The organism is Arcobacter sp. LA11, from assembly GCF_001895145.1.
Classification (GTDB): Bacteria; Campylobacterota; Campylobacteria; order Campylobacterales; family Arcobacteraceae; genus Halarcobacter.
The window spans coordinates 1-16,289 of the sequence record NZ_BDIR01000004.1; the positions used below are offsets into that span (position 1 = coordinate 1).

Below are 16,289 nucleotides of genomic sequence, written 5' to 3' on the forward strand. Positions count from 1 at the left end.
TAATAATATAACATTAACAGTAGATGAAACTGAAGGAGTGGATTCTCCAGCAGATGATAATGGAGATAGATCTTCAAAAGCAGATTTCTCAAGCCTATTCTCAACAGTTTTAGTTGGTGGAGTATCAACAGCAAACTATGGAACAGATGGAGCAGGAAGTGTATCTTATTCATTAAGCTTAACTAACTCAGCAGGAACAATTTTAACACTTGGGTCAGGATTATATGCACTAGATGCAACTGATACAGTTACTACAGATGGTGATGAAATCGGACAAGGTGATGAAATCATTATGTCTGTAAATGCATCAGGAGTTATCGAAGGTAAAGCAAATGGTGAAGTTTATTTTACAATCAGTACAGATGCAAATGGAGTAGTAACATTTACTCAAACTAAAAATATTTGGCATGATGATACAAGTGATCATAATGATGCAGAAGGTATTGCATTATCTAAATTAGCTAATGAAGATGTATCAATAGTATTAACACAAACAGTAACAGATGCAGATGGAGATACAGATACAGCATCAGTTAAATTAGTGTCAAGTGAAGATACAGAAGATGTAGCACAATTTAATATCTTAGATGATGGACCAAGTGCAAATATGTTAAAAGGTGATGACTCAAAAGTTATTTTAAAAACAGATGATATAGATACAAAAGGTGCTGCTTCTGATACAGATGTAACAACAGCTAGCTTTAGTGGAGTATTCAGTGTTTCTCCAACTTCTGGTTATGGAACAGATGGGGCAGGTAAAACTGAGATAGAATATAAATTAGAAGCTGTAGACGGAACAGATTCAGGATTAACAAGTCAAGGTGTAGCAATTACTCTTAGTCTTGTAAATGGGGAAGTAGTAGGAACTGCTGGTTCAATAGAAGTATTTACAGTTTCTGTAAATAAAACTACAGGACAAGTAACACTTACTCAAAATGAACCAATTGATCATGTAGATGAAAATGCAGATGGTGATGCAACAAACAACGATGCGAATCTTGCAACATTAACTGATAACTTAATTAAACTTAGTGCAACAGTTGAAATTACAGATGCAGATGGAGATACTGCAAGTGATACAGAAACAGTAAATATTGGATCAAATCTTAAATTTACAGATGATACACCAAGTGCGAGTGACACTGATTTAGATGTGAAATTAGATGTAGATCCAGTAATTACAAACTTAACAATCGTACTTGATATTTCAGGAAGTATGTCAGGACAAAAACTTGAGATTCAAAAAACAGCTGCACAAAATTTAATTGAAGAGTATTCAAAACTTGGACAAGTAAATGTTAAAATTGTAACATTTAATGCAGGTTCTTCAAGTGAAGCTTGGATAACAAATGATGTTCAAGGTGCAAAAGATGCAATCACAAATATTACAACTGCAAGTGGAAATACAAACTATGAAGCAGCTTTAGATGAAGTAATGACTAGTTATGATACGGTAGGCGATCCAGAGCCATCTTCAACTCAAGATGTATTCTACTTCTTATCAGATGGAGTACCAACAGTAGGTGATGCTGATAATAATATTAATGCTTGGAAAGATTTTGCAAATGCAGAGTTTGATGATGTATTTGTAATTGGAATGGGTGCAAATGCTGATTTAGATGGAAATGATAGAGGGAGTTTAGAAGATATTACAAATGTAGTTGGTGATGCAGATACTACAGGACATCCAGCTGTAAAAGTAATTGACTTCTCTGATTTATCAGATACATTAATTTCAACAGTAAATACAAATGTAACAGTTATTCACACTGGTGGAACAAATACATTAGATTATGATTTTGGAGCTGATGGACCAGCTGATGGAACAGGAATTAATCCAGATGCAGATAAGTTATCATTTGTATGGGGAACAGCAACTGGAACAGATTCAAATGGAGCTGCTTTAACATTAACATGGGAAGTTTCTTCAGATGGTAAAACATTAATTGGTAAAGATGGAACAGATACAGTTATTAAGATAGAAGCAAACTTAAGTACTAAAACTTATGATATTGTAGAGATTTCTCCTACTTTAGATATTGCGACATTAGAGATTCCATTTACTGTAACAGATGCAGATGGAGATAGTACTACTTCAAAAGTTACTATTGATATCGTACCTGATGGTAATCCAGAAATTATTGGAGATAAAAATACAGTATATGAAAAAGGATTAGATGATCCAATTGATAATAGTGAAAAAGATACAGGAGTAGTTAAAGTTAAATCTCCAGATGGTATTGCAACTATTACAATCGGTGGAGTTGTATTCACAGAAGCAGAACTTCTTGCTACAAATACAACGCCATCAAGTCCAATTGATACTGTTGAAGGTCTAATGGTTATTACTGGTTATGACAAAGCATTAGGTGAAGTTTCTTATGAATATACATTAAAAGATAATTTACCTCATACAACTGCACCAGGACAAATAATTGTAGATACTATTAGTTTAGAAATAAAAGATCCAGATGGAGATACAAGTACTGGAACAGTTATTGTTGATATTATAGATGATGTACCTACAGTAGATGTGACTAAAACAAATGCAATAGAGCCAACATTAACAGTAGATGAGACAGACTTAACAGTAGATGCTAAAGCAAGTTTTGCAGGAATGTTTACTTCAACAGAAGATGCAGGAGCAGATGGAAAAGATGCTTCAAAATCAAGTACTGAATATACATTAGATGTAAAAGCAGTAAATGCAGATACAGGATTAGTAGATATTGCAACAGGTGAAAAAGTTGTATTAACAGAAAATGCATCAGGAGTAGTAGAAGGTAGAACAGAAACTACAGGTGAATTAGTATTTACAGTATCTGTAAATGAAACAACTGGTGAAGTTACACTTGATCAAAAAAGAGCATTAACTCATCCAGATGCAACAAATCCAGATGATGAAGTAAGTTTAACAGCAGATGATTTAGTTACATTAACAAGAACAGATGTATTAACAGATAATGATGGTGATAAAGCTACAGATTCTGAAAGTATTGATATTGGTAAGAACTTATTATTTAAAGATGATGGACCAGCAGTAGATGTGACTAAAACAAATGCAATAGAGCCAACATTAACAGTAGATGAGACAGACTTAACAGTAGATGCTAAAGCTAATTTTGCAGCAATGTTTACTTCAACAGAAGATGCAGGAGCAGATGGAAAAGATGCTTCAAAATCAAGTACTGAATATACATTAGATGTAAAAGCAGCAAATGCAGATACAGGATTAGTAGATATTGCAACAGGTGAAAAAGTATTATTAACTGAAACAGTATCAGGAGTAGTAGAAGGAAGAACAGAAACTACAGGTGAATTAGTATTTACAGTGTCTGTAGATGCTACAACTGGTGAAGTAACACTTGATCAAAAAAGAGCATTAACTCATCCAGATGCAACAAATCCAGATGATGAAGTAAGTTTAACAGCAGATGATTTAGTTACATTAACAAGAACAGATGTATTAACAGATAATGATGGTGATAAAGCTACAGATTCTGAAAGTATTGATATTGGTAAGAACTTATTATTTAAAGATGATGGACCAGCAGTAGATGTTAAGAAAACAAATATTACTGAACCAACATTAACAGTAGATGAGACAAACTTAACAGTAGATGCTAAAGCTAATTTTGCAGGAATGTTTACTGTAATGAGTTCTGATGCAGGAGCTGATGGTGAAGATACATCAAAATCAAGTACTAAATATACACTAGATGTTAAAGCAAATGGAGCAGATAGTGGATTAGTCGATGTTGCAACAGGTGAAAAAGTTGTATTAACAGAAAATGCATCAGGAGTAATTGAAGGTAGAACAGAAACTGGTGGTGTATTAGTATTTACTGTATCTGTAAATGAAACTACAGCAGAAGTAACACTTGATCAACAAAGAGCATTAAAACATCCAGATGCAACAAATCCAGATGATGAAGTAAGTTTACAAGCAGATGATTTAGTAACATTAACTAGAACAGATGTATTAACAGATAATGATGGTGATAAAGCAGAAGATAGTGCTACATTAGACATTGGTAAAAATCTAGTATTTAAAGATGATGGACCAACAGTAGATATTTATTCTAAAAATGAAGAACAAGTTATTTTAAGAACAGATGATGTAGATACTAAAGGTACTGCTTCTGATACTGCTTCATCAACATATAATTTTGGTGCAACGTTTATCCAAACTTTACCTTCAGGTCAAACTGCGGGAGAAGATGGATTAGCAAAAGCAGAAACAGAATATAAATTAGAAGCTGTAAATGGAACAGATTCAGGATTAACAAGTCAAGGTGTAGCAATTACTCTTAGTCTTGTGAATGGTGAAGTAATAGGAACTGCTGGTTCAACAGAAGTATTTAAAGTATCTGTTGATGCAAATGGTGTTGTAACACTTAAACAAAGTGAAACAATTGACCATGTAGATGAAAATGCAGATGGTGATGCAACAAACAATGATGCGAATCTTGCAACATTAGTTGATGACTTAATTAAATTAAGTGCGACAGTAACTATTACAGATAAAGATGGTGATACAGCTAGTGATACAGAAACAATAAATATAGGTAGTAATCTTCAATTTACTGATGATACACCTGATGCAAGTTCTACAGATTTAGATGTTAAAGTAAATGTAGATCCAATTATTACAAACTTAACAGTAGTATTAGATATTTCAGGAAGTATGCAGGGGCAAAATCTTGAAATCCAAAAAACTGCAGCACAAAATTTAATAGAAGAGTATTCGAAACTTGGACAAGTAAATGTTAAAATTGTAACATTTAATGCAGGTTCATCAAGTGAAGCTTGGATTTCAAACGATGTTCAAGGTGCTAAAGATGCAATTGATAATATTACAACTGCAAGTGGAAGTACAAACTATGAAGCAGCATTACAAGAAGTAATGGATACATATGATACAGCAGGTGATCCAGAGCCATCATCAACTCAAGATGTATTCTATTTCTTATCTGATGGAGTTCCAACTTCAGGAGATGCTGATAATAATATCAATGCTTGGAAAGATTTTGCAAATGCAGAATTTGATGATGTATTTGTAATTGGAATGGGAGCAAATGCAGATCTAGATGGAAATGATAGAGGAAGTTTAGAAGATATTACAAATGTAGTTGGTGATGCTGATACTACAGGACATCCAGCTCAAAAAGTGATTGACTTCTCTGATTTATCAGATACATTGATTTCAACAGTAAATACAAATGTAACGGTAACACATACTGGTGGAACAAATACACTAGATTATGACTTTGGTGCAGATGGTCCAGCTGATGGAACGGGCATTAACCCAGATGCAGATAAATTATCATTTGTATGGGGAACAGCAACTGGTACAGATTCAAATGGAGCTGCTTTAACTTTAACTTGGGAAGTTTCTTCTGATGGTAAAACATTAATTGGTAAAGATGGAACAGATGTAGTCATTAAAATAGAAGCGGATTTAACTACTAAAACTTATGATATCACTGAGATTTCTCCTACTTTAGATGTAGCAACATTGGATATTCCATTTACTGTAACTGATGCAGATGGAGATAGTACTTCTTCAAATGTTACTATTGATATTACAACAGATAGTAACCCAACAGTTCTTGGTGATACAAACACTGTATATGAAAAAGGTTTAGATAATCCAAGTGATGATAGTGAAATTGCAATAGGTAAGTTTAAAGTTACTTCTCCTGATGGTATAGCAACTGTTACAATAGGTACAGTTGTATTTACAGAAGCAGAACTTCTTGCTACAAATACAACACCATCAAGCCCAATAGATACAGTTGAAGGTAATCTTGTAATTACAGGATATGATCAAACAACAGGTGAGGTAAGTTATGAATATACATTAAAAGATAACTTAGATCATACAACGGCACCAGGTGTTGAAATCATTGATAATATTAATTTAGAATTGAAAGATTCTGATGGAGATATTACTAATGGTTCATTAAAAATTAAAATTATTGATGATACGCCAGATGCTAAAGCAGATGAAAATTCTATAGATGAAAATAGCTTAACTGTAAGTGGTAATGTAGTTACTGGTGGTTCTGCAAATGATGTTGCAGATGACAGTGGTGCTGATAAACATGGTGTAAATGATACTGTGGTTGTTGGTGTAGAATTTGGAGGTACTGCTGGTACAGTTGGAAGTGAAATTCAAGGTTTATATGGAAAGCTTATCTTAAATGATGATGGTAGTTATACATATGAATTAGATAATACGAACCCAACTGTGGATGCATTAACTGATGGAGATAAACTAGAAGAAGTATTTAACTATACAATTGAAGATAAAGATGGAGACCAAGATAGTACAACTTTAAAAATTACTATTAATGGTAAAACAGATGCTTTATCTATTGATGTTGAGAATACACAAGTAGATGAAGACTTTATCCCTAATGTAGGAAATCAAACTGACCCAGATACTGATGCTGTAGCAAATCAAAATGTTGATACAGGAGATATTACTACTGTAGGTGCAGATACTATTACATTTAAAGACGGACAAACTACGACTTTAACTTCTGAAGGTGATTCAATAGATTTAGTTTATAGTAACTCTGACAAAACTATAACTGGTATGGCAAATGGTGAAGCAGTATTTGTAGCAACAATCGCTGCTGATGGGAAATCTTATACTTTTGAACTAAAAGGACAAGTTGATCATCCAGTAATGAACTCAGAAGATACAGTTAATCTTCCATTAGTAATTGAAGTATCAAATTCTGAAAAAACAATTACTGATACATTGAATGTAACAATTGCAGATGATATTCCTTCTGCAGCTGATGCTTCTGCAACTATTGATTTAAACCCAGATCCTGTAAATCTTGTATTTACATTAGATGTATCTGGAAGTATGGGTGAAGAAGTAAGTGGTACTGGTAAAGATAGATTAACTATAGCAAAAGAAGCAATGGAAGATCTAGTTGCTGAATATAAAAACTTAGGACATGATGTTTTAGTTCAAGTTAATACATTTAGTACGACTGCAAGTGGAACTGGTGCTTGGATGACTGCATCTGAATTAGAAACATTCTTAAATACATTATCTGATGGTGGATGGACAAACTATGAAGATGCTCTTCAAACAACAGAAGCAAACTATAGTGTTTCTCCAAATGGTGGAAAAACTTATGCATACTTCTTATCTGATGGAAACCCAACAGTAGAAATGGATGATTCAACTACAACTCCTGATGATGTAACAGCTGGTGATACGCAAGATGGCATTGATGACTTTATTGATACTTCATATGAAAATAGTTGGAATGCATTTGTTAATAATCCAACAAATAACATTGCAGGTACATATGCTGTAGGAATTGGTACAAATGTAAGTACAACTTATCTTTCACAAGTTTCTTCAAATGTAATTGAAGTTGATAATCCAGCAGATCTTTCTGCTACATTACAAAATACAGTTGTATTTGAAACTGGAAGTTTAGACTTTGACTTTGGTGCAGATGGAGCAGCAGATGGAACTAATGTAAAACTTGATGGTGATAAATTAGCATTTACTTGGGAAACTCCAACAGCAACTGATGCAAACGGTGCTACAGTAGCTGTAGTATGGGTAGTTTCTTCAAATGGTAAAGTATTAACAGGTACGATTGCAGGTGAAACAGTAGTTAAACTAGAAGCAAAAGATATCTTATCAGATAATCCAAAATATGAAATTACACAATTAGATAAAGATAGTGGAATTGAAGATATTAAAGTACCATATACTGTAACTGATGGTGATGGTGATAGTGTAACAGCAAATCTAAATATTGATGTAGTTGTTCCTGTAAATGATACTCCAACAATTGATATTGCTGGACCAGTAGAAGTTGATGAAGATAAATTAATTGATACAGCTGATACTGATGGATATGCAAATAATGAAGTTGTTACTAAATCTTTAAATGTAGACTTTGGTAATGATGGAGCTGGAACTGTAGAATTTGTTTCAGGTCAAACAACTGATTTAACATCTCAAGGTAAAGATATAACTATCGAGTTAAGTAACAATGGTCAAACTATGACAGGTGTTTCTTCTGATGGTAGAGATGTATTTACTATTGAATTAGATGTTGCAAATGATACATATACTTATACATTACTAGATGTAGTTGATCATCCTCAAATGGATGTTGAAGATAGAATTGACAATAACACATTTGATATGCATTATGAAGTAAAAGTAACAGATTCAAATGGTGATTTTGAAACTGATTCTATAAAAGTTAAAATTGCTGATGATATTGCCGAATCTGATGATACTTGTTTAACTATTCATACAACTGCACTTGAAAATCCAGTTAATCTTGTATTTACAATAGATGTATCAGGAAGTATGGATAGCAATGTATCTAATGGAAATAGTAGATTAGATATTGCAACAGATGCAACTATAGATTTAATTAACGAATATGTAAATAACAACCAAGATGTTATGGTTCAAATTAACACATTTAGCACATCAGCAGAAAGTATCAATATTGCAGGTAATGCTGATGGTTGGATGACAGCTTCTCAAGCAATTACTTATTTAAATAGTTTAAATGATGGAGATGGATATACAAACTTTGAACATGCATTAGCTATTACAGAAGATAACTATGAAACAGGAACTGTTCCAAATCCAGGTGCAGAATCGTATATGTACTTCTTAACAGATGGTAATCCAAATAGAGGTATTAATCTAAATGGTGACGATGTAGAAGTTGATAGTAATGGAAATCCTGTTATTGTTAATCAAGGACCAATTGATGCAGCATCTCAAGCTAAATGGGAAGCATTTGCATCAACATTTGATGATGTATATGCAATTGATATTGGTGGAAGCATTGATACTGATAAGTTATCGCCAATAACATTAACTGATGATGCAGACCATATTTTAGATGTATCAGATATTAATAACTTACCTCAAGTTTTAGTTAATACTGCAACTCCAAAAGTATTTGAAGGTCAATTAGACTTTACATTTGGTGCAGATGGAGCAGCTGATGGTACAGGTGTAAAACTTGATGGCGATAAATTAGCATTTACTTGGAATACAAATGATATCAAAGTAAATGGTGTAACAAATGCAGCAATTATTTGGACTGTATCTGCAAATGGATTAGAAATTGTTGGTAAAGATGCATCAAATAAAGTTGTTGCTAAATTAGAAGCTCAAGATATTGAGACTAATAATCCAACTTATGAGATTAGTAAGTTAGCACCAAATTCAGGAATTGATAGTATTGAATTACCATTTACAGTAAGTGATGCTGATGGAGATACTGCAACTTCAAATGTAAAAGTTGTAATAGTAGAAACTGATTCATTATCTATTGATATTGAAATTGGTAATCCAACAGTTTGCCCTTCAAATTGTCCAGATCCATTAGGTATTTGGAAACTTGGAGATACAGTTGGCTCTACTAAATTAGATGACATCTCTACAAATGATAATGATGGTACATATTATGGTGGTTATAAATTAAATCAAGCGGGAATAGATGGAAGTAGTACAGCTACTCACTTCTGGAAATCAGGACAAGGGTATGGTGTAATTGACCATGATAATGCTTATGAAGTAGATAATGGTACTGTTTCATTTTGGTTTAGAGATACAGGACATATTGGTGATGCTGGATTGTTCTCAAAAGATTCATCAGGATATGATGATGGTGGACATTTAAATATTAAAACTTTAAGTGATGGAAGAATTGAAGTAAGATTACAAAGTGATAATAATGAATACTATGTAAGAACTGATGCAAATTCATTCCAATTAAATGAATGGCACCATGTATCATTTAGTTTTGGTTCAGAAGGAATGAAATTATACTTTGATGGTGTTTTAGTTGATACTAACTCTTATACTGGTGGTATTGCAAATAATGAAGAACCTATTACTTTAGGAATTGCACAAAATCAAAGTGGAGATCAAGTTGCAAATAACTTAACAAATCCATATTCTGGTGATATGGATGATGTATCATTATATGGTTGTGAATTAAGTGCAGATCAAATCCATACAATGTACACAACTAAAAATGATATCATTCAAAATACTGGTTCAACAGGATATACGTACCCTGTTACTATTGACGTTGATTTAATTGATACTGACAATAGTAGTGCAAATACTGTTTCTGATATTACATTATCAAATGTACCAAATGATGGTATTTTAAGTGCAGGTACTAAAAATGTAGATGGAACTTGGACATTAGATGATACACAGTTAACGGATTTAACATTAACTATGCCAGATGCAACTACGCCAGACTTTGATATTACTGCAACAGTTTCATTTACTAATAGTACAACAGGTGAAGATGTTATCGCTGTTGATAATTCAATTATCGAAAACTATGCAGCATCTGATGATGATACTATTGATTTAACATCTGCAATTAACAATAACAAAGCGGATGTAATTGATATGACAAACGGTGAATCAAATACACTTAAACTTGATCTTCAAGATATTGTAGATTTAGATGATAGTGCAAATGCAGAGAAAGAATTAAAAATCTTCGGTGAAGATGGAGATGAAATTGTTCTTGAAGGTGGAGATGCAGCTTGGGATAAAGCTGGAACAGAAACTATAAATGGTGAAACATTTAATGTTTACAAAGGTGGAACAGCTGGAACTTCAAATATCAAGGTATTAATTGATGAAGATGTTTCTGTAGACCCAGACCTTTAATATTTAATTTAAGAAGAAAAGGAGTTTTTCCTTTTCTCTTAAAATCTTTCTAATTTACTTCAAAAACTATTTAACAATTTTTAGCTATAATCGCAACAATATATAACACACACAATCCACAATAATTAGGAAAATTATGTCAAAACAACTTCTTCAAAAACAAGCAGATACAATTAGGTTTCTAGCTGCTGATATGGTTCAAAAAGCAAACTCAGGACATCCGGGTGCACCAATGGGAATGGCTGATATTGCAACAGTATTAAGTTCTCATTTAAACTTAAACCCTGCAAATGAAAAATGGCTAAATAGAGATAGACTTGTATTTAGTGGTGGACATGCTACTGGTTTAGTTTATTCTTTATTACATCTTTGGGGATTTAATGTAAGTTTACCTGATATGAGAGAATTTAGACAATTAAATTCTAAAACTCCAGGTCATCCTGAATATGGACATACTCATGGTATTGAAATTACAACTGGACCTTTAGGTCAAGGTATCTCAAATGCAGTTGGTTTTGCAATGGCTGCAAAATATGCACAAAACACTTTAGGTAAAGATGTTATCAATCACAAGGTATATTGTTTATGTGGAGATGGAGATTTACAAGAGGGAATCTCATATGAAGCTTGTGCAACAGCAGGGCATTTAAAATTAGATAACTTAGTAGTAATTTATGATTCTAATAATATTACAATTGAAGGTGATACATCTATTGCATGGAGCGAAAATGTTAAGAAAAGATTCCAAGCAATTGATTTTGAAGTATTTGAAATTGATGGACATAATTTTGATCAAATTGATAAAGCAATAGTTGCAGCAAAAGCTTCTTCTAAACCAGCACTAATTATTGCAAATACTGCAATTGGAAAAGGTGCTGCAAGTATGGAAGGAAGTCATCATACTCATGGTGCGCCATTAGGTGAAGATGAAATTAAAGCTTCGAAAATCAAAGCTGGTTTTGACCCTGAAGAAACATTTGCAGTTCCTTATGACATAAAAGGTGCATTTGATAAATTAATCAAAGGTGTTGAAGCAGAAAATGCATGGACAAATTCTTTAAGTGCTGAGTCAAAAGCAAAAATTGAAGAGTTACAAAACCCTGATTTTGACTCTATTGTTTATCCAGAGTTTGAAGCAGATTCATCTGTTGCAACAAGAGATTCAAATCATAAAATCTTAAATGCAATTGCAACTGCAATTCCTGGTTTCTTAGGTGGTTCAGCGGACCTTGCTCCATCAAATAAAACAGAACTAAAAGGTATGGGTGATTTTCCAAATGGAAAAAATATCCATTTTGGTATCAAAGAGCATGCAATGGCAGCAATGACAAATGCGATGAACTTATATGGACTATATAGAGTATTCTCTGCTACATTTTTTGTATTCTCAGATTATTTAAAACCAAGTGCAAGAATTGCAGCCTTAGCTTCTATTCCACAACATTTTGTTTGGACACATGATTCTATTGGTGTTGGTGAAGATGGACCAACTCATCAACCAATTGAACACTTATCTCAATTTAGAGCATTACCAAATTTCTATACATTTAGACCAGCTGATGCGACTGAAAATGTAGAGTCATGGAAAGTTGCATTAAAATTAAATGCTCCTTCTGCTTTTGTATGTTCTAGACAAGGTCTTAGAGTATTAAAAGATACTAAAGAAGTAGGAACTGTTGCAAATGGTGGATATTTAATTAAGAAAAGAGAAGGTGCTACAGTTACAATTATGGCATCTGGTTCTGAACTTATGTTAGCTATGCAATCAGCTTGTAAATTAGAAGATGCAGGAATTAAAGCAAATATTGTTTCTGTTCCTTGTTTTGACTTACTTGTTGAACAAGATAGAGAGTATATTGATTCTATTATTGATCCAAATACAAAAGTATTTGCAGTTGAAGCAGCACGTGGTATGGAATATTATAAATTTGCAGATGTAGTTTATGGTATGGATACATTTGGAGCTTCAGGTCCTGCTGGAGACTTATTTAAAGAGTTTGGATTTACTATTGAATCATTAGTAGAAAGAATTAAAAACGATTTATAGAATTAAAAATAAAAAAAGTAGAATAGAGTTTTCTTATTCTACTTTTTTTATAAATTATATATCAATATATCTTGATATATAAAAAGTATTCTGCTATACTTTTAAAAATCAAAGGAAAAATTATGGATATTTTTTTAAAATCTGTTTCTGCATTGAATGATGAGACTAGAGTAAAATTACTAAAATTTATAAATATTCATGGTAAATGTTGTGTATGTGATTTAGAACACTCTTTTGATATGATTCAATCAAGATTATCTAGACATCTAAAGATTTTAAAAGAAGCTGGGTTTTTAAGAGTTGATAGGGAAGGTCGTTGGGCTTATTATTCTGTTAGAACTCCTCTTGATGAATTTAGAACAGTATCAATTAAAGAAATTATGACTCTTGATATAGAGTTACCAAATATAATAAAGGCTTGTACTACAAAATGACAGAAACACTTTTTGTTTATGGAACATTAATGCCAAATTGTCCAAATGGACATGTTTTGGAAGAGGTTGTAGGTAAATTTGTACCAGCAACAGTAAAAGGAAAGCTTGTTCCAGTAGGTTGGTCAGCTTCTATGGGATATCCTGGAATAAAACTTGATGGAGAAGATACTGTACATGGTTATCTTTTTTATTCATCAAATTTGATAAATCATTGGGATAGATTAGATGAATTTGAAGGTGCTGAATTTCAACGATATCCAGTTACAGTAGAGCGTTATGATGAGCTTGATGTTGATACTTATATATATGTATTAAAAGCAAGTGTAGAAGAAGTAGAAGAGTAAGCAATAGCTTTCTCTTTTTTTGAAAGATATATCAATATATCTTGATTTATTAAAATGTAAAAGGAAAATATAGAATGATTTTAGCAAGTGGAATTTTTATTATTACACTTATTTTTGTGATTTGGCAACCACGAGATTTACAAATAGGAACAACAGCAGTAATTGGAGCAATTGTTGCGCTAATTGCTGGAGTTGTAAGTTTTTCAGATGTCCTGATTGTAACAGATATAGTTTGGGATGCAACTCTATCTTTTATAGGAATTATTATTTTATCTATGGTTTTAGATGAAATAGGCTTTTTTGAATGGGCAGCTCTTAAAATGGCAAAGTTCTCAAATGGTGATGGTTTGAGGATGTTTGTTTATTCTATTTTATTAGGAGCGTTTGTTTCAGCTTTATTTGCAAATGATGGTGCAGCACTAATATTAACACCAATTTTACTTGCTAAAATGAGAATATTAAATTTAAATATGAAGTCAATTATTGCTTTTTTATTAGCAGGTGGTTTTATTTCTGATAGTGCATCTTTACCACTTGTATTTTCAAATCTTACAAATATTGTAACTGCAAACTATTTTAATATAGGATTTGCAGATTATATTTCAAATATGATTATTCCATATATTGTTAGTGTATTTGCATCAATTGTTTTTTTATGGCTAATATTAAGAAAAGACATTCCAAAAAAAGTTGATATTTCTTTATTAAAAGAGCCAGAAAGTGCAATTAAAAATAAAACACTGTTTAATATATCTTGGGTATTTTTAGCTGTACTACTTGCCGGATATTTTGTAGGAGATGCATATGATTTACCTGTTGCTGTATTTGCACTTGGTGGTGGAGTTTTATTTTTAGTTATTGCAACACTATTTAAAACAGTAGAGCCTGTACATATTATAAAAGAGGCACCTTGGCAAGTTGTTTGGTTTAGTATTGGATTATATATAGTTGTATATGGATTAAAAAATGCAGGACTTACAGACTATTTAACAATTATATTAAAAGATCTAGCTACACGTGGGGATACAGTTGCAATAATTGGAACAGGATTCTTATCAGCCTTTTTATCAGCAATTATGAATAATATGCCAACAGTTATGATTATGGATATTGCTCTTGATAATATGGGTGATATACCAAATCAAACCTTAGCTTATGCAAATATTATTGGATGTAACTTAGGTCCTAAAATGACGCCATTTGGTTCTTTAGCAACTCTTCTATGGCTTCATGTTTTAGCTAAGAAAGGTGTAAATATTTCATTTGCACAATATAGTAAATTTGGTTTAATTATAACACCGCCTGTGTTATTAATTGTGTTATTAGCATTATAAAAAATTAAAAAGGAAAAAAATTATGAATGAAAATGGAATTTTACCTGAAGATAAAAAAGTTTTAATTTTATGTACAGGGAATAGTTGTAGAAGTATTATCGCTGAAGCTCAAATCAATGCTTTTATTGATGGTGTAAGTAGCCATAGTAGTGGTGTAAAAGCTAGTGGAAGAGTAAATTTAAATGCTAAAAAACTATTAGAACAAAAAAAGATTTGGAAAGATGAATATCATTCAAAAACTATTGATAAAGTAATAGATAATGAATATGATTTAGTAATAACAGTTTGTGATAATGCTAATGAAACTTGTCCAATGTTTCCTAAAGCTACAAAGGTTATTCACGTAGGTTTTGAAGATCCTGATGGAAAAGAGTTTGATGCATTTTTAAATACATATGATGAAATATATGAAACTTTATTACCAAGAGTTAAAGAAGAATTAGGTTTATAATGTTTATCTATTGGGAAAAATTTGTTGACTATTTGATTTACAGTTTAATAGGGCTAGATAAAACAACTCACTTAGCACAATCAATTCATTTTTTTATTTATGACACTGTAAAAATCTTTATTTTACTTATTGGTATTATTTATTTAGTAACATTTTTAAGAAGTTATTTCCCTGTTGAAAAAATAAGAGATTACTTGCAAGGGAAACATAAACTTTTAGGACATATCTTTGCGGCATTTTTTGGTATTCTAACACCTTTTTGTTCATGTAGTGCTATTCCACTTTTCTTAGGGTTTTTACAAGCTAGAATTCCTTTAGGAGTAACTTTTTCTTATTTAATATCTGCACCTTTAAGTGATGCAGTTGTAATTGCACTTCTTTTTTCTCTTTTTGGATATAAAATTACTTTATTATACATAGGGTGTACATTATTAATAGCAATTGTTGCAGGTTTAATAATAGGAAGTTTAGATCTAGAAAAAGAAGTATTAATAGATATAAAACCATCTTCTTGTTGTGGAAATAATACAAATGAAAAGAATAGTTTTAAAAATCATTTAAACGAAGCGTGGGAAGGAACAAAAGATATCTTTAATAAGATTTACCTTTATGTAATTGTAGGTATTGCAATAGGTGCATTTATTCATGGATATGTCCCTGCTGAAACGATTGCACATTATGCAGGAGGTAACTCTTGGTATGCACCTTTAATCGGTGTAGTTATGGGAATACCAATGTATTCAAGTGCCGCAGGAATGATTCCTCTTATAGAAGTACTTACTTCAAAAGGAATGTTATTAGGAACTGCTTTATCATTTATGATGGCAGTAGTAGCCCTAAGTTTACCAGAAGCTATGATTTTAAAAAGGGTAATGTCTTTAAAATTAATAAGTATATTTTTTGGTATAGTAGGAAGTGCTATTTTATTAGTAGGTTATATTTTTAACGCAATTTTATAAAAG

General features: G+C 32.0%; 7 protein-coding genes. All 7 read left to right on the forward strand.

Annotated features, from left to right (window positions below):
* Positions 1–7: 7 nt before the first annotated feature.
* The 7 genes from BT997_RS04900 to BT997_RS04930 all read left to right on the forward strand — a co-directional run bounded on the left by BT997_RS04900 (position 8) and on the right by BT997_RS04930 (position 16,286).
* On the forward strand, positions 8–10,717 hold the full coding sequence (locus BT997_RS04900; protein ID WP_258239434.1) for a DUF5801 repeats-in-toxin domain-containing protein: 10,710 nt from the start codon (positions 8–10) through the stop codon (positions 10,715–10,717).
* A gap of 136 nt (positions 10,718–10,853) precedes the next feature.
* Positions 10,854–12,764, forward strand: a complete 1,911-nt coding sequence (gene tkt / locus BT997_RS04905) for a transketolase (RefSeq protein ID WP_072680340.1) — start codon at positions 10,854–10,856, stop codon at positions 12,762–12,764.
* A 122-nt stretch (positions 12,765–12,886) separates the two neighbouring features.
* Positions 12,887–13,198 (forward strand): metalloregulator ArsR/SmtB family transcription factor, encoded by a 312-nt coding sequence (locus BT997_RS04910; RefSeq protein ID WP_072680341.1) that lies wholly within the window; start codon positions 12,887–12,889, stop codon positions 13,196–13,198.
* Positions 13,195–13,542 carry a gamma-glutamylcyclotransferase gene (locus BT997_RS04915; protein WP_072680342.1) on the forward strand — a complete coding sequence of 116 codons (348 nt, stop codon included), beginning with the start codon at positions 13,195–13,197 and terminating at the stop codon, positions 13,540–13,542. Before BT997_RS04910 ends, BT997_RS04915 begins: the two co-directional genes overlap by 4 nt.
* A 74-nt stretch (positions 13,543–13,616) precedes the next feature.
* On the forward strand, positions 13,617–14,876 hold the full coding sequence (locus BT997_RS04920) for an arsenic transporter (RefSeq protein WP_072680343.1): 1,260 nt from the start codon (positions 13,617–13,619) through the stop codon (positions 14,874–14,876).
* Between the two features lie 22 nt (positions 14,877–14,898).
* Positions 14,899–15,327 carry an arsenate reductase ArsC gene (locus tag BT997_RS04925; protein WP_072680344.1) on the forward strand — a complete coding sequence of 143 codons (429 nt, stop codon included), beginning with the start codon at positions 14,899–14,901 and terminating at the stop codon, positions 15,325–15,327.
* Positions 15,327–16,286: a permease gene (locus BT997_RS04930; RefSeq protein WP_072680345.1), complete on the forward strand. Its 960-nt coding sequence runs from the start codon at positions 15,327–15,329 to the stop codon at positions 16,284–16,286. Before BT997_RS04925 ends, BT997_RS04930 begins: the two co-directional genes overlap by 1 nt.
* Positions 16,287–16,289 lie beyond the last annotated feature (3 nt).